16 protein-coding genes and 1 tRNA gene are annotated in these 19010 nt (G+C 41.5%); 11 read left to right on the forward strand and 6 right to left on the reverse strand.

All coding sequences use genetic code 11. The annotated features are described in order from the left end of the window. Positions 1–43: 43 nt before the first annotated feature. Entirely contained in the window at positions 44–478 is a 435-nt protein-coding gene (locus DX873_RS00085) for an RrF2 family transcriptional regulator (protein ID WP_116182506.1), read from the reverse strand. A 123-nt stretch (positions 479–601) separates the two neighbouring features. Here DX873_RS00085 and DX873_RS00090 point away from each other — a divergent pair, with 123 nt between their 5' ends. The 9 genes from DX873_RS00090 (at position 602) to DX873_RS00130 (ending at position 7905) form a co-directional block, all read left to right on the forward strand. After that, positions 602–1108 (forward strand): c-type cytochrome, encoded by a 507-nt coding sequence (locus DX873_RS00090; protein WP_116182507.1) that lies wholly within the window; start codon positions 602–604, stop codon positions 1106–1108. Between the two features lie 10 nt (positions 1109–1118). After that, the gene (locus DX873_RS00095; protein ID WP_116182508.1) at positions 1119–1703 is read left to right on the forward strand and encodes a fasciclin domain-containing protein; all 585 of its coding nucleotides are present in this window, start codon (positions 1119–1121) and stop codon (positions 1701–1703) included. A 32-nt stretch (positions 1704–1735) separates the two neighbouring features. Then, entirely contained in the window at positions 1736–3694 is a 1959-nt protein-coding gene (gene nosZ / locus DX873_RS00100; protein ID WP_116182509.1) for a Sec-dependent nitrous-oxide reductase, read from the forward strand. An 82-nt stretch (positions 3695–3776) separates the two neighbouring features. Beyond that, positions 3777–4367 (forward strand): hypothetical protein, encoded by a 591-nt coding sequence (locus DX873_RS00105; protein WP_116182510.1) that lies wholly within the window; start codon positions 3777–3779, stop codon positions 4365–4367. Between the two features lie 2 nt (positions 4368–4369). Further along, positions 4370–4804 carry a nitrous oxide reductase accessory protein NosL gene (locus DX873_RS00110; RefSeq protein WP_116182511.1) on the forward strand — a complete coding sequence of 145 codons (435 nt, stop codon included), beginning with the start codon at positions 4370–4372 and terminating at the stop codon, positions 4802–4804. Positions 4805–4819: 15 nt separating this feature from the next. Then, positions 4820–5113 carry a cupin domain-containing protein gene (locus DX873_RS00115; RefSeq protein ID WP_116182512.1) on the forward strand — a complete coding sequence of 98 codons (294 nt, stop codon included), beginning with the start codon at positions 4820–4822 and terminating at the stop codon, positions 5111–5113. Positions 5114–5187: 74 nt separating this feature from the next. Next, complete coding sequence (locus DX873_RS00120; RefSeq protein ID WP_116182513.1) at positions 5188–6426, forward strand: nitrous oxide reductase family maturation protein NosD; 1239 nt, start codon at positions 5188–5190, stop codon at positions 6424–6426. Next, positions 6423–7130, forward strand: coding sequence for an ABC transporter ATP-binding protein (locus tag DX873_RS00125; protein ID WP_116182514.1), 708 nt, complete (start codon positions 6423–6425; stop codon positions 7128–7130). Before DX873_RS00120 ends, DX873_RS00125 begins: the two co-directional genes overlap by 4 nt. Then, the gene (locus DX873_RS00130; protein WP_116182515.1) at positions 7123–7905 is read left to right on the forward strand and encodes an ABC transporter permease; all 783 of its coding nucleotides are present in this window, start codon (positions 7123–7125) and stop codon (positions 7903–7905) included. Before DX873_RS00125 ends, DX873_RS00130 begins: the two co-directional genes overlap by 8 nt. Before the next feature lie 18 nt (positions 7906–7923). On the opposite strand, the gene DX873_RS00135 is transcribed toward DX873_RS00130, so the two are convergent. Further along, entirely contained in the window at positions 7924–9324 is a 1401-nt protein-coding gene (locus tag DX873_RS00135; RefSeq protein WP_116182516.1) for a sugar porter family MFS transporter, read from the reverse strand. Between the two features lie 345 nt (positions 9325–9669). On the opposite strand from DX873_RS00135, the gene DX873_RS00140 reads away from it, so the two are divergent. Beyond that, a complete protein-coding gene (locus DX873_RS00140; protein ID WP_116183756.1) occupies positions 9670–11151 on the forward strand; it encodes a xylulokinase in 1482 nt (493 codons plus the stop codon). 12 nt (positions 11152–11163) lie between these two features. Continuing rightward, entirely contained in the window at positions 11164–12495 is a 1332-nt protein-coding gene (xylA, locus tag DX873_RS00145; protein ID WP_116182517.1) for a xylose isomerase, read from the forward strand. Positions 12496–12584: 89 nt separating this feature from the next. Here xylA and DX873_RS00150 read toward each other — a convergent pair. The 4 genes from DX873_RS00150 to DX873_RS00165 all read right to left on the reverse strand — a co-directional run bounded on the left by DX873_RS00150 (position 12585) and on the right by DX873_RS00165 (position 18682). Further along, positions 12585–12659: transfer RNA gene (locus DX873_RS00150), tRNA-Val, on the reverse strand. A 124-nt stretch (positions 12660–12783) separates the two neighbouring features. After that, a complete protein-coding gene (locus tag DX873_RS00155) occupies positions 12784–13662 on the reverse strand; it encodes a hypothetical protein (protein ID WP_116182518.1) in 879 nt (292 codons plus the stop codon). 31 nt (positions 13663–13693) lie between these two features. Then, positions 13694–15418, reverse strand: coding sequence for a SusD/RagB family nutrient-binding outer membrane lipoprotein (locus DX873_RS00160; RefSeq protein WP_232520822.1), 1725 nt, complete (start codon positions 15416–15418; stop codon positions 13694–13696). 9 nt (positions 15419–15427) lie between these two features. Beyond that, complete coding sequence (locus tag DX873_RS00165; protein ID WP_116182519.1) at positions 15428–18682, reverse strand: SusC/RagA family TonB-linked outer membrane protein; 3255 nt, start codon at positions 18680–18682, stop codon at positions 15428–15430. Between the last annotated feature and the right edge of the window lie 328 nt (positions 18683–19010).

The raw sequence follows: 19010 nt of genomic DNA on the forward strand, positions 1-19010 counted from the left end.
GTTTTATTCAAGAATCTTTGATTAATATCAATGTTGAATAGATTCAATCAACAGGGAAAACAGAACTGCCCTCGCTTAAATCAGCAATAAGATCTTCAAGAGTGGTTTCCTCCAAACTTTTAACAAATTGATTATTTGCACCGCCCATAATATCGTGTAGCACGCAAGGATTTTCACTATCGCATTCATGGAAACCAAGTATGCAAGAACTCAAGCGTTGCTTACCGTCGATTACCTCAATAATATCAATCAAGGATATTTTTTTATTGTTGTCATGAAGATAAAACCCTCCTTTTGGCCCTTTGGAGGATGCGATGACCCCATGTCTCGACAAATCCTGTAAAATTTTTGCCAGGTACGATTTTGGGACATTGATTTTTTCACTGATGTCCTTAGTCATAAGTTTCTCTTCTTCATTGGAGTTTAAGGACAGATAAAGCACTGCTTTTAGGGCATATTTTGCAGAATTTGAAAGCATTCTATGTATGTGTTTTTTCGAAATATAATGATAAAAAGATGTTTTTGTCTTAAATATGATTTAAATCATGTTTTCAATAATTCCACCTATCTATTTTTGGGGAATTAACAAAAAAGGAAGCCCATGAAAATCAATAATTTAATTAGTACTGTGCTAATGGCTATGCTCATCGCAGCCTGTGGAGGAAAAACTGAAAAAAAGGAAGAGGATGGATTTAGCGTAAAAAGGCAAAAGACTGAGCAGAAAAAGGAGGAGGCTCCTGTTGCTAATGTGACTAAAGCTTCAGAAAGGGTAGATCTTACCACTAAGGGAGTAGGTCCTATTAAAACCATTACCCTGGATGCCCAGATTGACCAAGCCATGGCCGACAAAGGCAAGGAAGTCTATGACAAGATGTGTCTTGCCTGCCATAGAATTGGTAAAAAATTCGTGGGTCCTGCACCAGACGGTATATTGGAAAGACGTACTCCGGAATGGATCATGAACATGATTTTGAATCCCGAGGTAATGGTGAAGGAAGACCCTCTTGCTAAAGAATTGCTAGTGGAATTCAACGGATCTCCCATGGCCAATCAGAGCCTTACAGAAGAAGAGGCTAGAGCCGTGCTTGAATATTTTAGAACATTGTAACGTTTAGCTAATGAAAACAACCACCAAGATTAAATTAGTTCTTGGTTCGTTTCTTGCAGCCGGTCTTATCTGGAGCTGTAAGAACGAAGCCAAGACAGAAACGTCCACCACTTCCAATAAAGTGGAAACCGAACAATCCACCAAAAAGCAAGGTCAGGCCTTTTTAAAGGATGATGAGGCCACACCTAATGTTTTGGATATTGCCATTGGTTCAGAAGACCACAGTACACTTGTAGCCGCAGTGCAAGCCGCTGAACTTGAGAATGCCCTAGTAAATGCAGGACCATTAATGGTTTTTGCTCCTACCAATGCCGCATTCGCAGCCTTACCAGAAGGAACCGTAGAAAATCTACTGAAGCCAGAAAATAAAGGTGACCTGGCCAATATTTTAAAATACCATGTTACTCCTGGTAGATACACCAAAGATTTCTTGAAGAAGTTTCAAAAGTTGGGACAGGCAAACAATCAAGATGTTTTGGTAGAAGTAAAAGGCGATGATGTATTTGTGGGCGGGGCCAAAATCTTGGCCAGTGTTCCGGCAGGTAATGGAATTGTTCATGTTGTGGACAAAGTGATGCTCCCACCATCAGAATAAATCAGTAAAGAACAACTAATAACATAAAAACTATGAAGAAAATAATCAAAAATCCGATGCTCTTAATGCTGGGGCTATCTCTTTTTCTGGTGAACTGTAAAGACCAAAATCAAGGGAACAATGGGGCACTTACCTCAAATGCCGCGGAAAGAGTATATGTGGCCCCTGGAGAACATGATGAGTACTATGCGTTCATTTCAGGAGGTTTCAGCGGACAATTATCTGTTTACGGTCTTCCATCCGGTAGACTTTTCAAAGTAATACCGGTATTTTCCCAAGATGCAGAAAAAGCATGGGGATATAACGAAGAGACCAAACCTATGTTGAACACTTCCCACGGGTTTATACCATGGGATGATTCTCACCACCCAGATATTTCCCAAACCAATGGTGAGCTTGATGGACGTTGGGTGTTCATCAATGGTAACAATACTCCTAGGATCGCAAAAATCGACCTAAGTGTTTTTGAAACCACAGAGATTATTGAAATCCCTAACAGTGCAGGTAACCACAGTTCTGCATTCGTTACCGAGAATACAGAGTATGTTGTAGCCGGTACCCGATTCTCAGTACCAGTTCCACAACGCGATATGCCAATCAGTGAATATAAAGGTAACTTCAAAGGTGCTTTAACCTTTATCAGTGTAGATCCGGAAGATGGCGGAATGGATATAAAATTCCAGCTGATCATGCCTGGATTTGATTATGACCTATCTCACCCAGGTAGAGGTGAATCCCACGGATGGTTCTTCTTCACTACATACAATACCGAAGAGGCCAGTACACTTCTTGAAGTGAATGCTTCTCAAAATGACAAGGATTTCATCGCAGCGGTAAACTGGAAGAAAATTGAGGAGTATGTAAACAATGGAGGAGGTACTATGATGCCCGCAAGATATGCCCATAACGTTTACGATGATGCTACGCACACAGGAACCTCAACAATGAAAGAAGAGGTTTTGGTGGTGAACCCGAGCGAGGTTCCAGGAGCTGTTTACCTATTGCCTACTCCAAAATCCCCTCACGGATGTGATGTTGACCCAACTGGGGAGTATATCGTAGGAAACGGAAAACTATCCGCAGATTTAACTGTTCACTCATTTACCAAAATGATGGATGCCATAGAAGGCGAAAAGTTTGATGGTGATGCATACGGCATTCCAATCTTGAAATTCGAGGATGTACTGGCCGGAACAGTGAGCCAACCAGGTCTTGGGCCCCTGCACACTGAGTTTGATGGCAAGGGTAATGCTTATACCACATTCTTTATCTCCTCTGAGGTGGTAAAATGGAAGCTTGGAACTTGGGAAGTAGTCGACAGACAGCCTTGTTATTATTCCGTTGGACACTTGATGATTCCTGGAGGTAACTCAAGAAAACCTTATGGAAAATATGTGGTAGCCATGAACAAGATTACCAAGGATAGATATTTGCCAACAGGACCAGAGGTTACACAGTCAGCACAATTGTATGATATCTCTGGTGAAAAAATGGAGCTTCTTTTAGATTTCCCAACCGTTGGTGAACCACACTATGCTGCAGGTATAAGCGCAGATATTATAAAAGAACGTTCTAAAAAGATCTTTGATCTTCAAGACAACAAACATAAATATGGCATTACATCTGATGCCGATGTACGTGTGGAACGCGACGGAAATGAGGTACATATATATATGTCCATGATCCGTAGCCACTTTAACCCAGACAATATTGAAGGAGTTAAGGTAGGAGATAAAGTGTATTTCCACGTCACAAATCTGGAGCAGGATTATGACGTGCCACACGGTGTTAGTATGATAGGGGCAAATACCTCTGAGTTATTGATTATGCCCGGTCAGACAGAGACTTTTGTTTGGGAACCCAAGCAACCTGGTGTATGGCCATTCTATTGTACGGATTTCTGCTCTGCTTTGCACCAAGAGATGCAAGGGTATGTAAGAGTATCCCCTGCTAGTTCCAATATAGACCTTTCATGGTCTTTGGGAGAGTAAAGGATGCATATGGTTTTTAGTGATAGGTAGGGCTGGCTGTGTGGCCGGCCCACCTTTTGTCCAATAAATAGTTTAAAGTACCATGAAAAAATCGAGAATGATTATGGCTTTGGGCGCCTTGTTGCCCTTGTTGCTTTTCGTGTTTCCGTTATGGAAGATCACATTGGAAGCCCCTCAGTATCCCACACCGCTGGGAATGTACATTCACATCAATGATTTTGCCGATGCCAATCCACATGACATTAAGAACATCAATTTGATGAACCACTATGTAGGGATGAAGTATATCCCTGACGCAATCCCTGAATTTAAGATATTTCCAATTGGGATTCTTATTACCACCTTCATTGGTTTGATCATCGCCTTCAAGGCAAACTACAAATGGTTCCTGTATTGGTTTATTATGATGGTCCTGGTAAGCACGGCGGGTCTTATAGATTTTTATTTATGGGAACATGAATATGGTCACGATCTTGACCCTAAAGCCATTATGAAGTTTACCAATCCAGATGGTTCAATTATGGGATTTCAACCTCCCTTCTTCGGATCTAAGGATATTTTGAACTTTACGGCACACTCCTATCCCCAGCTTGGAGCTTATTGTTTGGGATTGGGAATTGCTTTGGGCTTTGTAGCATATCGTTTGGGTAAAAAACACATTGTGAAAACCTAGCCATGTATACTCGTAATCTCTTTTTTGGAGTTGTTGTTTTACTCTTTCTGGGTTGCAACCCTAAGCCAAAGCCCATTGAGTACGGTTCGGATAATTGCCATTTTTGTAGAATGACCATTGTTGATGCGCTTCATGCAGCAGAGGTGGTCACTAACAAAGGTAAGGTCTTTAAGTTTGATGCAGTGGAATGTATGGTGAACTACAGAAAGGAAATAGACCCAAATGAAATTTCCCTGTACCTATGCAATCATTATTCAGAACCCAAAGAACTTATAGATGCTACACAAGCCACCTTTTTGATAAGCGAGAATATTCCCAGTCCTATGGGTGAATTCTTGACCGCTTTTAAAACGGCGGACGAAGCACATATCCAACAAAAAGATAACGGAGGAGAATTGTATTCCTGGGATGAGTTGTTGACCAAGTTCAATAGATAAAATTTGAATAAAAAAATGTACACCATAGACAATCACATCAAGAACGAGACCTATAATGGGCTACAATTACACAACTTGATCAAAACCGAGTCTTTTGAAGTCTTATCCATAAGTATGGAAAAAGACTCGGTTTTTCCCGAACATGCATCACCTAAGGATGCCCAACTGCTTGTTTTGGAAGGGAGCATTGATTTTCATATCAACAATTCAAAATATAGTCTTACGGCCCATCAACATTTCAATTTTCCTAAGGACGAAAAGCATTGGGTGGAGGCCAACGAAAATTCCAAGTTTTTGATTATCAGGTAGCTCACAAACAAACATTTTTAAAAGATTATAAAAAGTTTTGGATACTAAACCGTATCTTCCAATAAACCTATACCATGCAATTTCTAGATAGGCTAGTTTTTATTTTTCTTGTACTTGGCAGCTGGCTATCTCATGGTAACACGATCGAGGTTTGCCCTTCGTGTCCAGTAAGTTCCGTTAAACAGGGAGTCTCCCTGGCATCGCCTTATGATACCTTACTGATTAAAAAAGGAACCTACAAAGAATTTGATATCCGCGTGGACAAACCACTGACTTTATTGGGGGAGGGGTATCCTGTGATCGATGGTGAAGATCAAGGGGAAATTATTACCATTGTCTCTGATGACGTTACGGTAGATGGACTTTTTATCATCAATGTAGGAACAAGTTACACCAGGGATTATGCAGCCATTCGAGTTATAAAGAGCAAAAACTTTAAGATTCAGCATGTAGTTCTGGAAAAGCTCTTTTTTGGAATTTATCTTGAAAAGGCCACGGACGGAATTGTTTATCACAATAAAATTATAGGTGATGCCGTAGAGGAATTCAATTCGGGTAATGGTATACAGCTTTGGTATTGCAAGAACATAAAAGTGGAGCAGAACAATGTTCAGCGTGTAAGGGATGGTATTTATCTTGAATTTTCGGATGAAGTTGAGATCAAGAACAACATAAGCATAAATAACGTTAGGTACGGACTTCATTTTATGTTCTCCAACAACGACTCTTATGAAAAGAACACGTTTGAAAACAATGGCGCTGGTGTTGCCGTAATGTTTTCCAAGCACATTAAGATGAAGGATAACATTTTTCGAAAGAATTGGGGTACAGCCTCCTTTGGGTTGTTGCTCAAGGAAATCAATGATGCTGATATCATTAACAATGTTTTTGAGGAAAATACCGTAGGTATAAGTATCGAAGGTTCCAATAGGATTAAATACCACAGAAACGATTTTGCCAACAATGGTTGGGCACTTAAGGTTAGGGGAGCCTGCTATGGCAACTCCTTTGAAGGAAACAATTTTATGTACAATTCCTTTGATGTTTCCTATAACAGCAAGTTGAACGATAATGAGTTCAAAGGAAACTTTTGGAGCAGCTATACTGGTTACGATTTGGATAGAAATGGTATCGGAGATGTGCCGTACCGACCGGTTAAACTCTTTTCGTATATTGTAAACAGGACTCCAGAGACCATTGTTTTGCTAAGAAGCCTTTTCATGGATATCATCGACTTCTCTGAAAAAGTATCACCGGTCTTTACCCCGGATAATCTAATGGACAGTTCCCCTTTAATGAAAAAAGTACAATGATTCAGGTAAACGATCTCCACAAAAAATTTGGAAAGAATCAGGTGCTGCAAGGATTGGACCTCTCCATAGATAATGGGGGCATTTTTGCGGTGCTTGGCCCAAATGGCTCGGGAAAAACTACCCTTATAAAAAGTATTCTGGGTATGGTCATCCCAAACAAGGGAGATATATCGGTACAAGGAAACCGGGTCAAGACCAAATGGAAATACCGAAAAGAAATCAATTACCTTCCGCAAATAGCCAATTTTCCAGGAAACCTTAAAGTAAAAGAGCTGATTTCCATGATAATGGATCTTAGACAAAAGCCAGTAGATGCGGAGAAGTTGATTGCACAGTTCAATTTAGAGCCACATTTGAACAAAAAATTGGCGACTCTTTCAGGAGGGACCAAACAGAAAGTAAACATAGTTCTAGCATTTATGTTTGATAGTCCACTGTACATTCTGGATGAACCGACTACTGGATTAGATCCCAACGCGTTGATTCAGCTAAAGCAATTGTTGGACCAAGAAAAGAAGAACGGGAAGATGATTCTGATCACTTCGCATATTCTACAATTTGTAGAAGAAGTTGCAGATGAGGTGATATATCTGTTGGAAGGAAAAATATATTTCAAGGGTAGCATAGCTGACCTACGAAAAAAGACTGGAAAAGATAATTTTGAACACGCCATAGCTGCCATAGCATCACAATCCAATGATTAAGATTTTAAAATATAGCTTTTATGACCTTATGCGTAGCCGATGGAGCTATGTATACTTCATATTCTATTTGTTGTTGGGTTTTGTCCTATTGTTTTTAAACAACGATGTCTCTAAGGCTGTAATAACCCTTATGAACGTGATTATAGTATTGGTTCCCCTTATCGGGACGATTTTTGGGGTAATGTACTATTATAATTCCAGGGAATTCACCGAATTGCTTTTGGCCCAACCCATTAAAAGGTCTTCAATCTTTCTAGGACAGTATCTGGGGGTAGCTTTCTCTTTGACATTGAGTCTTGTACTAGGACTTGGTATTCCCTTTGTTCTCTACGGACTTTTTGGAAGCAATGTCATTTGGGATTTTTCCCTGCTACTGGTCACTGGAGCCTTCTTGACCCTAATTTTTACTGCCTTGGCCTTCAATATTGCCATATCCAATGAAAACAAGATAAAAGGTTTCGGCTATGCCGTTCTTTTATGGCTCTTTTTGGCGGTTATATATGATGGGCTTTTCCTGATGTCTCTTATAATTCTAGAGGATTACCCATTGGATACATTTTCGCTTGTTGCGTCCATGTTGAATCCGATAGATCTTTCTCGTACCCTCATTCTGCTAAAATTGGATATTTCAGCTTTGCTGGGTTATACCGGTGCTGTGTTCAAGAAGTTTTTTGGAACTGATTTTGGTCTGTTCGTTTCTATTGCCATTCTCTTGTTATGGACCATTCTCCCTATCTTCAGATTGGCTTATAAAGCCAATAGAAAGGACTTCTAGTTTCCTGATAAAAATGTTTTAATCCTTATACCTTTCCTGCCAAACGGTCTCAATTTCCTCCAAAGTCTTTCCTTTGGTCTCGGGCATTAATCGTTTTACAAACCAGATTATGATTGCAATAAAAATCATAAACAAGAAATAGGGAAGGGAGCCATTCCAAATTCCTTGGGTATTTACTTCGCTCTCCGCAACAATGGGAAAGCTCTGGGAAACCAAATAGTTGGCAGCCCATTGTACGGCAACCGCAATCGACATTCCAATAGATCTCATTCGGTTTGGGAACATTTCAGACAACATTACCCATACCACAGGGCCCATGGACATGGCAAAAGCACCAACAAAAAGTAAAATACCAATTAATGACAGTATACCTACGTTACCGGTCATAAGCGTTACACCTAGTAGGCCAAAACCTAGAAACATGCCATATGAACCGACAATAACAAGTGGTTTTCTACCCCATTTATCTACAGTGGTCATGGCCAAAATGGTAAAAGCCACGTTGACCCCGGCCAATAAAACCTGCTGAGCAAGAACATCCTCTTGGCCAAAACCAAGTGCTTTTTCAAAAATGTCAGCACCATAGTACAAAACAGCATTTATTCCTGTAAACTGTTGCAAAAAGGATAGGACAGCTCCTATAACAATAATTGGAAGTATTCCTTTGGCGAAAATCTGCTTGAAGCCAATACTAGTATCTTTTTCAATAGACTCTTTGATTTCCTTGGCTTCTTCAATAGCTTGCTCAGAACCATGTAAACTAGTGAGGACCTTTATCGATGCTTCCTCCCTTTTTTTCAGCATCAGCCATCTGGGGCTTTTGGGAACAAAGAATAAGAGCAACAAAAAGAGAAGACAGGGGATCAATTCTGACCAGAACATCATACGCCATCCTGTTTCGGTATTATAAGCTTCCGTCTTTCCTGCACCAATTTGATAGGTGACCAAGAAGACAATGAAAAAGCCGAGTACGATCGCCATTTGATATAGGGTAACCATTTTACCTCGAATGTTAGCTGGCGACAATTCCGCAATGTACATGGGAGCATTCATGGAAGCAATACCAATTCCCATACCTCCTATAAGTCGAAACATTACAAGAACTGGGACGGTTTGCGGTAAAAACTCCGGCAATCCAGACCCCCAAGCCGAAACGGTAAACAACAATGCCGAAAATATAAGTGAATACTTTCGTCCAAATTTTCTGCTCAAAGGACCTGAAACTATTGCTCCAACAAAACAGCCCAACAAAGCACTACCTACGACCCAGCCTTTGGTTGCCGGATCTAATTCAAAGAATTTACTAAAGTAAAACTGTGTGCCGTTGATTACTCCTGTATCATATCCGAACAGGAAACCGCCCAAGGCGGCAATGGCACTTACAAACACAAGTTTTAAGGAGTTCTTTTTACTGGTCATTGGTTGCTTATTAAGTATTATCAATAATGGTAGTTAGACCGATGGATATATCCCCAATATGGGCCTAGGTCAGAATTGGAAAGATAAGCATTTCTATTGGGATGCTTTAAAAGTTTTTATGATCATGAAGGTCAATTGCTAAAATAATTTGGCTATGGATGGCTTTTTTGTTTGAAATGGCACTAAAACTAGTGTCACTGTTATTTCTAAAAATAAAAGCAAGAAAAATACTGGTCTCATAGCTGCATGCTTCCAGGTTGAATCCGTTTTTTGAACATAATTGATTGAATTTTAATCTTTCGGAAGCTTTAGTAATTATATTTGATGAAACACAATGCTGCACTGATGTATTTTTTAGGATTGGATATAGGAAGCTCCTCAGTTAAAATAGCCTTGGTAGATAGCAAAACCGGTAAAAACCTTGGTGTGGTTCAGGAGCCAGAAGAAGAAATGTCCATGTATGCTGCACAAAAAGGTTGGGCCGAGCAGAAACCTGAAGATTGGTGGCAATGTGTTTGTAAAGGGATAAAGAAAATCAAGAAAGCCCATAATGTTTCAAAAAATGAGATTCAGGGTATAGGCATATCATATCAGATGCACGGCCTTGTGGTTGTTGATTCTGAAGGTTCTCCATTACGAAAATCCATTATTTGGTGTGATAGCCGTGCTGTTGCTATTGGGAATAAGGCATTTAGTGAAATGGGAGAGAGTTTTTGCGAAGATCATCTTCTGAATTCTCCAGCTAACTTCACCGCTTCCAAATTAAAATGGGTCCAGGATAACGAACCGGAGCTTTATTCCAAAATCCACAAGTTTATGCTTCCGGGAGATTACATCGCATTCAAGTTTTCTGGAGAGATCACCACTACCGTTTCCGGACTGTCCGAAGGTATTTTATGGGACTTTAAAGAGGATAGAATTTCAACTGAAGTGTTGAATCATTTCAATATTGACCAAAAACTTGTGCCTAACCTTGTGGAAACCTTTTCGGAACAAGCTTTGGTTTCAAAAATTGGGGCTGAGGAAAGCGGATTAAAAGAAGGGACTCCTATTTTGTACAGAGCGGGAGATCAACCCAACAATGCCCTTTCTTTAAATGTGTTCCATCCTGGTGAGGTAGCTGCAACCGGTGGGACCAGTGGTGTTATGTACGCGGTTACCGATAACCTTTCTGTAAGGGAATGTGCAAGGGTGAACAATTTCGCACATGTCAATTATCAAAGGGATAAAGTTCAGAATATTGGAAAGTTGCTTTGCATCAATGGAGCAGGAATTCAATACCGATGGTTATTGAACAATCTGGCTGTTTCTTCTTATGAAGAAATGAACCAATTGGCTTCGGATATTGAGATTGGTTCAGATGGGGTTGGTTTAATTCCCTTCGGGAATGGTGCAGAACGGATGCTTCTCAACAAAAATATAGGGACAAGGATTGTGAATCTAAATCTCAATCGACATCATAAAGGACATTTGTGTAGGGCGGCCTTGGAAGGTATTGCATTTTCCTTTGTTTACGGTTTTGAAATTATGCAATCTGATGGCATTGACCCTCGGGTGATTCGAGCCGGAAACGACAATCTTTTCCGGTCTGAGATATTTGCCAATACCATCGCCACCCTTATAGACCAGGAAATCGAAATATACGATACCACTGGAGCCATTGGTGCAGCAAGGGCATGCACTCTTAAGGACGGGGATTATGAAAGATTTTCATCGTTTGCCAAAAATGACCATGTGATGACCTATATGCCCCTAAAGGATAAATCGGCCTACAAAAAAGCATATGACAACTGGAAAACTGAACTGGAATTGATATTAAATAAATAACAAATCAAAAAAATGGCAGCATTAATTGGAGAAAAGGAATATTTCAAGGGAATCAAAGAAATCAAATTTGAAGGAAAGGAATCCGATAATCCCATGGCATATAAATTCTATAATCCTGATCAAATTGTAGCAGGAAAGACCATGCGGGAACATTTCAGGTTTGCCATGGCCTATTGGCATACGCTCTGTGGAACCGGAGGAGACCCTTTTGGTCCTGGTACAAAGCAATTTCCTTGGACCACTTCCGCGGACCACCCTGTGCAAGCTGCTAGGGAGAAAGCTGATGCCGCTTTTGAGTTTGTGACCAAAATGGGTTTTGATTATTACTGTTTTCATGACTACGATTTGGTGGATGAGGCCGATACTTTGGTGGAATCGGAAAAAAGAGTACACCAAACGGTGGAATATCTAAAGGAAAAAATGAAAGCCTCTGGAGTAAAATTACTTTGGGGTACGGCAAATTTGTTTTCACATCCGAGGTTTATGAATGGCGCGGCTTCAAACCCCAATTTTGATGTTGTGGCACGTGCAGGAGCTCAGGTGAAAATTGCCTTGGATGCCACCATGGAACTTAATGGGGAAAACTATGTTTTCTGGGGAGGAAGAGAAGGCTATATGTCACTTTTGAATACCGATATGAAGTTGGAGCAGGACAACATAGGACGTTTTATGAGAATGGCTAGGGACTATGCAAGAGGGCAAGGTTTTAAGGGAACTTTCTTTATTGAGCCCAAACCTATGGAGCCATCAAAGCACCAATATGATTTTGATGCGGCCACTTCCATAAACTTTATCCGCGAACAGGATTTACAGGATGATTTTAAACTGAACATTGAGGTCAATCACGCTACATTGGCCCAACATACTTTTCAACATGAACTACAGGTGGCCGCCAATGCTGGTATGCTGGGAAGCATAGATGCCAATAGGGGGGATTACCAAAATGGATGGGATACGGACCAGTTTCCCAATAACATCCTTGAAACCGCAGAAGCCATGTTGGTATTTTTAAAGGCCGGGGGTCTGCAAGGTGGTGGAATTAATTTTGATGCCAAAACCAGAAGAAATTCTACTGATCTGGAAGATATTTTCTTGGCGCATATTGGCGGGGCGGATACGTTTGCACGAGGTCTTTTGGTGGCTGATTCCGTGTTGAACAACTCCAACTATGAACAACTACTGGCAAATCGGTATGCCTCTTTTGAATCTGGTAAAGGGCTTGACTTTGTTCGAGGATCTCTAACCATGAATGATTTGTATGAATATGCAAAAGTAGGAGGGGAGCCAGAACAAATAAGTGGTAAACAAGAGCTTTACGAGAACATATTGAACCAGCATGTTTGAACTTTATTGGCCCAACCTGGATACTGAGTTGAAAAAATAAGGGCAATAAAAAAGGACTTCGACCAAAGAAGGGAAGAAGTCCAGTTGTGTGGGATATACTGGATTCGAACCAGTGACCTCTGCCCTGTCAAGACAGCGCTCTAAACCAACTGAGCTAATATCCCATTAAAGAGGGTGCAATATCGGAAATTTGTTCTCAATCACCATACTTTATGGAATTCTTTTGGTTCCATAGAAAAAGGGGCCTTTTAAGGCCCCTTTTTAAACACTGTTACTATATGGATTGTGCTAGAGATTGTCCAAGCAGTAATCCAAAAGTTCCACTCCCGCTGCCGGGCTTGGTTGTAAATCGACCACTTCATTGCCATTCGCAGAAGTTACCTGAGCGGTTACTTCTTCATCAAAATCTCCTGAAGTGAAAATAATCGAAATTACTTCGGTTCCCGTGGGTACATCAAAAGTAAAGCTTGCTGCCCCTCCGGTGGTAAATGTATATTGTGTTGTGGTGCCGTCAATGGTAACATCAAGACTGGCATCGTTCCAACCATCACCAAAAGAGTCTTGCATTTCTATACTCCATGTACCCGGGGTAGGTACCGTAGGAGGACATACAATATTGGCTCTATATGCATAAGGAGAAGAAAAGAACGATCCCCCAGAAACATTACCTGTCGCATCCACATCGGTAAAAGAACGCCCGTCCGTAAGGTTTACGGCCAATCTTATATTGATTTGGTCACCTCCTGTTACAGAAGCTGGATCATTAGGTACTCCCAAAAGATTCAAAGCTTCCCCATACCCAATAGAAAAAGTGGTCTCGGGGAGTCCATTTACACTTTGCGAAAAGGCAGAAGCTGCAATGTTGGTAAACAGTGTTTCCGTTGCAGTTGTTGTGCCATTTTCTTCGGAGTTGTCCACAAAATCCAGGAATACATCTATGTCAGAAAGTAATTCTCCGTCGGTTACATCTTGATATTCCGCTGTAATGGTCCAAACAGATGATGGATCAAAAACATTAAAGGAATTAGGGTCTATATTGACGGTTCTTATTACAGCACCTCTAGTGGTGGCATCCACCACTTCGTTGGTAATCTTATCGTCTTCGCTACAAGAGGAAACAATCAGCATCCCCAAGGCGAACATAAAATATAATTTTAGATTTTTCATACACTTAAATTTTTGTTCATTCAACTTGTATTTAGTTCGCTACTGGCGCACTTGGGTTATTGTCCCAAAAAACCGGTTGTTGTTGGTTTGGCTTCTGGGAAATACTGGAATTATTGTTTACCGCATTGGTAGGATAATACATGGATCTAATAAAGACATCTGGATTAGGCTCCAAATTAGGTTGTAGCGTAGTAGGGAAACCAGTTCTTCTGTAGAAGTTATATGGCTCAACTCCATTACCAAAATGGGCAATCCAGTATTGTTCTGCAATAACATCCCATTTCCCATCCATGTCGGCACTGTCAAAATTGGAAGCAATGCTGCTTCTGTAACTGTCCACTTCTCCAGAGGTGGGAACAAAAGAAGTGTCTGCTCCTGCTTCGCGACCTGTTAGGAAGTTTTGGACCTTGATCACTGATTTATCCAATGCTGCCAACATGAAACCTCTTGCGGCTACATCATCTCCAGTGACCATTGCCACTTCAGCTCGCATAAAGTCCACGCCAAAGGCGGTTAACAAGTTTGTGATTCCATTTCCTCCGGAACCTGCGGTTGCACTGATTCCAGTGAAGGAATTATCATCGAACTTTCCTCCAACGGGATAGGTCCCAAAATTGGTCCTAAGAAGACCATCCGGAGGAGTTCCGTCAGCATCTCCGTGATCACGCCCCCAGTATCCATTGTCCAACCAACAGAAGGTAAAGCCACCATCTATGTAATGTTGTGGCGGAGCCTCCAAAGAACAGTTCAATACTTCTTCATCTGGTGGAATTTCAGCTCCGGGTACAAATTCATTCTGACGGTAGAAATAATACCTGATTCTTGGGTCATCGGTAGTGTCCATAAGGTTCATCAACCAATTGGACATATAGTCGGGCCCTCCACCTGCCGTGTAGTTTAGCCCATATCTAGGATGACGCGTATCCGGTTGGGAGGCACTGGTACCAGGCCAGTTGTATTGAAAATCGTCAGCGGTATCCTGAATATAGTTGCCGGAATCCACTATGGCATTGAAGCTGGCTATTGCGTTGGCGTCAACCAATCTACGCTGCAAATAGATTTTCATCTTCAAGGTATTTGCTGCCCTCTCCCATTTTTCATAATCATTGCCGTAGAAATAATCAGCGGCAGGATCTGTAGGAGGCGTGGTGTTGAAATTGGCGATTGCCTCGTCCAACAACGACAGCATGGTATCATATATTTCGGCTCCAGAATCTAATGAGGCGTTGAAGTTTCCTTCCTCTGCCTGAAAGATTTCGGAATAAGGGACATCACCAAAGAAATCTACCATGGTAACCATTAAATAGGCCTCAATAAATTGGGCAATTCCTAAATGACGGGTTTGTTCTGCTTCTATGGCAAGTGGGGTCATTGTTCTGATGTCCGCCATTATACCTCGGTAGGCATTTGTCCATTCATCAGCCATGTCGCTTCCTTGGTAAACGCTAGGATAGTTTCTCCCATTCATGTTGATGATACGGGTAAGCTGCATACCAAGTTCGTTGAAACCATCTCCATTGGTGACGCCACCAGATACCCAATTGTCATTTGGATCAAAGTTCGCATCTCCTTCAAATTGTCTCACAAAATCTTCCTGTATAGAACTAAGGAAAAAGTCCACACTGGCCTGTTCTGGAGTCAAAAAGTTTGGATCTTCCGTTAAATCCAGTTCTGTTGTTTCACAGGAAGCAAAAACAAGTATGGCTCCAAGTAAAACAGCTGTTATGTATCTATTGATGTTTTTCATTTTTTTCATAGTTTTTACTTAAAATGATGCCTTTACACTGAAACCATATCTTCTTGAACTCGGTCCATTGATAAAATCAAAACCAAACCCATTTCCAACTCCGGTACCTGATGTATTTGGGTCAAAATTTGCTCCCTTGGGAGTGTTAACTGCCCTAAACCATAGGTTTTGACCGGAAACGGTGAATGACAAGGCCCCAAATGGTGTATTGTCCAAGAATTTTTGGGGTACCCTATAAGAAAGGGATGCTTCCTGTAGACGGATTGTTGTAGCATCGAATACCTGCAATTCACTAGGACCAAACAACTGGTTGCTGAACCAGAAGGTGGAGTTGTTGATCTGCAGGTTATTTGGATTTCCGGAGCTATCCACCCCTGGTAGGATATAGGTATCTTCCCTGTTGTTGGTCTCTGGAATTAAACCTCTACCCAACAATGTAGATATGGTTGAAGAGTAGATATCCCCTCCTTGGGTGTAGTTCCATTGGAAGCCCAGTGTAAAGTTTTTGTAGCTTAAGCTGTTTCGCAAATTAGCTACCCAATCTGGATTTGGATCTCCAATGATACCGTCTGTTGGGGCCTGCACGTGAAGTCCATCGGCACCTACAACATAGTTGCCATCATCATCGGTAAGTATTCTAGTTCCAAAAAGAACTCCAAGAGGCTCCCCTTCAATGGCGGCATTACCTAAATTGTTGAATCCGGAGTAAACAACTTGGTCTGTGTCCAGTCCTAAATCAGTAACTGTGGTCTCATAGGCGGTAAAATTCAGATTGGTGTTCCAACCGAATCCTCCTTCTTCCTTTGGTCTTAACCATTGAACACCTAAATCAATTTCTACACCCTCCGATTCGATCTCACCAATATTGGTGGCTGTAACAGTAAAACCACTTGTTGGATCCAAAGGCCTGTCAAGTATCAGATCATTGGTGTTCCTTTTATATATGGAGGCATCCAAAGTAATTCTGCTGTTCCACCATCTTGACTCGATACCCAATTCAATTTCCTGCAATGTTTCAGGTTGTAAGTCTGGATTTCCAAGTCGAACCCCAGTAGTATTGGTCACGATGTTGGTGCCAGATGCGTCCTGTGCATCCTGCGTGTCCAAGGATAGGGTTCTTGCTATAGGATAGGCAGAGGATTCAAAGTTGGCGGAAACACCAATTCCCCCTCTTATCTTCAAGTAGTTCAAAATGTTCTCGGACCTTAACCCATCAATAGCTGCAGTTGGAATGAATGATAAACTGGCACTGGGGTAGAATTGAGAACGATTTTCCACTGCAAAATTTGATACCCAGTCATTTCTGGCTGCCAATGTCAGGTAGACGAAATTATCGTAATCGAAATCTGTTTGAGCATAAACCCCTACTAGGTTTCTTTCTGAAAACAGTTGAATCTCATTTTGGTTCAAGAAGTTGAAATGTCTTAATATTCCAAAAACTTGCTGTCCGTCACTGGAAACCCCATTTTGGTCAAAGACCGTTCTTCTGGAAGTGGCTCCCACATTGAAGGTTGCCCCAATCTTCTCATTTATGTCATAGTCCCCGTTCAGTACCAAGTTATGATCCCAAATGGTATTGGTGTTGTTCCAGGTTTCGTAAACGCCACTGGCCAAACGGATATCACCACTGTTACTATTGATACCACCCTTATTTTGGGAGTTGGTATTGTTTTCACTGTAGATGTCTATACCGGCCCTATATATAATATTTAGATTATCATTGATATCATATTGAACCGCGGCTTGCCCAAAAACACGATTTGTGTCTTGTCTTGATTCCGCATTGGCAACGGTCCATAACGGGTGCTGTATGGTATTGTCCTGTCTGTAGTAAACGCTACCTCCGGTAAGCGGATTCTGAAATGGAAGTCCAAGAATGTCAATACTTCTTGGAGTAAACCAAAGGTCTCCAAAGACGGAAGACCCAGAACCTGTGGCTCCGTTACCCTGACTTAAGGCCACGGGTGGAGATACAAATTTTGTTCTGGCGAAATTAAGGGTTCCGGTTACCGTAAATTTATTACTGAGCTGAGCCCGACCACCAATGGATAAAGTATTTCTGGTTACACTGTTGTTTGGCGTGAAACCATTGTCCTTCAAATATCCATAATTCATGTTGTAGGCTAATTTCCCATCATCCGAACCACCTCGCACATTTACTGATGTATTGGTTACTGTTCCGGTTTTAAAGAAATTTCTAACGCTATCGTAAGGCCTCCATGCGTATCGAGCTCCCTGGAATTCAGGAAATGCCTGAGGAATACCAGTTGCTGGATTGGCGCTGGAATAAGGGTGTTCCAGTGTTCCGGCATCATCAATGGCAGCTTGATTGGCCCATCCGGCTGCACCTTCTCGACTAAAGCTTGGTCCCCAGTTACTGAAGAACCAACCGAAGGATTGATCAAATCCGTTCCCATATTCATTTTGATAGTCGGGCAGAGAAGCAATTTCATTGAAGAAAATGGACGAATTCACCGTAATCTCGGTTTTTTTCGGTCCAACGTTTCCAGCTGAAGCACCTTTTGTAGTGATCAAAACCACACCGTTCCTTCCTTGGGAACCATATAGGGTGGCGGCGGCCAAACCTTTTAAGACATTAACACTTTCAATATTATTGGGGTCAAGGTCCAAGAAACGACTGGAACCGTTATTTCCGTTCACAAAATCGTTGCGATCACCTTGTCTACCTTGCGAGTTGGTGTCGGTACTAAACGGAACACCATCCACAATAAATAATGCCTGGTTACTTGAACTAAAGGTGGTTTGTCCTCGGATTATTACGTTAGTACCCGATCCAGACAGTCCACTTTGGTTGATAATCTGTACACCAGATGCTTTACCTTGTAGAACCCTGGCCACATCACCTTCAGGACGTTGTTCTAGTTGCTCTTCGTTTACCTCGGTTACAGCATAACCCAGAGCCTGCTTTTCACGTTTTATACCCAATGCGGTAACCACGACCTCTTCCAGAGCTTGGGTATCTTCTTCCATCTGGATATTGATTACATTCTGAGGACCTACTGAACGTCTCTCTGCACGCTGTCCAATATATGTGTAAACCAATGTCTGCCCTTCGCTGGCGGTAATCGCATAATTACCGTCAAAATCGGACTGGGTACCGTTGGTGGTTCCTTCAACCACAATGTTAACCCCGGGAAGAGGTATTCCCGATTGGTCCACGATGGTACCCGTAATTGTTTTTTCTTGGGACCTTGCCGCCATTACGCACAATAAGGCGAAGACTAATGTCCCAAACAGTTTCTTTACTTTCATAGAGTTAAAAGTTTTGTTAGTAATTAAAATGAGTTAGCGCAACTGAGAAAGGTAGGCGGGAGAAGGGGTTTGATAGCTAATTCAAATAATACTCCCTAATACGAAAACAAAACTTAATGGAAAGTCTCTATTATATGGTAGTAAGGCCTCTCACCGCCTTACCTTTACAATTGCAGTAGCAAAACAAGGGCATCATGCGGCGAGAGGAGTACTTCTAAAACGGGGAGAACCTATATTCTATATATGCCCAACGGGAAGTACTCTTTTTAACAGTTTTTTATCTGATACTTCTGATTAGAATAGCAAAAATTTCCTGTTAGTCTGGAAA

It is taken from the genome of Flagellimonas nanhaiensis, from assembly GCF_003382275.1.
Taxonomy (GTDB): Bacteria; Bacteroidota; Bacteroidia; order Flavobacteriales; family Flavobacteriaceae; genus Flagellimonas; species Flagellimonas nanhaiensis.

Bases quoted from the DNA above. Each gene is read 5' to 3' on its own strand.
- DX873_RS00090 (WP_116182507.1), top strand. From the start codon at position 602: ATGAAAATCAATAATTTAATTAGTACTGTGCTAATGGCTATGCTCATC.
- DX873_RS00120 (WP_116182513.1), top strand. From the start codon at position 5,188: ATGCAATTTCTAGATAGGCTAGTTTTTATTTTTCTTGTACTTGGCAGC.
- DX873_RS00115 (WP_116182512.1), top strand. From the start codon at position 4,820: ATGTACACCATAGACAATCACATCAAGAACGAGACCTATAATGGGCTA.
- DX873_RS00160 (WP_232520822.1), bottom strand. From the start codon at position 15,418: ATGAAAAAAATGAAAAACATCAATAGATACATAACAGCTGTTTTACTT.
- xylA (WP_116182517.1), top strand. From the start codon at position 11,164: ATGGCAGCATTAATTGGAGAAAAGGAATATTTCAAGGGAATCAAAGAA.
- DX873_RS00125 (WP_116182514.1), top strand. From the start codon at position 6,423: ATGATTCAGGTAAACGATCTCCACAAAAAATTTGGAAAGAATCAGGTG.
- DX873_RS00105 (WP_116182510.1), top strand. From the start codon at position 3,777: ATGAAAAAATCGAGAATGATTATGGCTTTGGGCGCCTTGTTGCCCTTG.
- DX873_RS00085 (WP_116182506.1), bottom strand. From the start codon at position 478: ATGCTTTCAAATTCTGCAAAATATGCCCTAAAAGCAGTGCTTTATCTG.
- nosZ (WP_116182509.1), top strand. From the start codon at position 1,736: ATGAAGAAAATAATCAAAAATCCGATGCTCTTAATGCTGGGGCTATCT.
- DX873_RS00135 (WP_116182516.1), bottom strand. From the start codon at position 9,324: ATGACCAGTAAAAAGAACTCCTTAAAACTTGTGTTTGTAAGTGCCATT.
- DX873_RS00110 (WP_116182511.1), top strand. From the start codon at position 4,370: ATGTATACTCGTAATCTCTTTTTTGGAGTTGTTGTTTTACTCTTTCTG.
- DX873_RS00095 (WP_116182508.1), top strand. From the start codon at position 1,119: ATGAAAACAACCACCAAGATTAAATTAGTTCTTGGTTCGTTTCTTGCA.
- DX873_RS00155 (WP_116182518.1), bottom strand. From the start codon at position 13,662: ATGAAAAATCTAAAATTATATTTTATGTTCGCCTTGGGGATGCTGATT.
- DX873_RS00130 (WP_116182515.1), top strand. From the start codon at position 7,123: ATGATTAAGATTTTAAAATATAGCTTTTATGACCTTATGCGTAGCCGA.
- DX873_RS00165 (WP_116182519.1), bottom strand. From the start codon at position 18,682: ATGAAAGTAAAGAAACTGTTTGGGACATTAGTCTTCGCCTTATTGTGC.
- DX873_RS00140 (WP_116183756.1), top strand. From the start codon at position 9,670: ATGTATTTTTTAGGATTGGATATAGGAAGCTCCTCAGTTAAAATAGCC.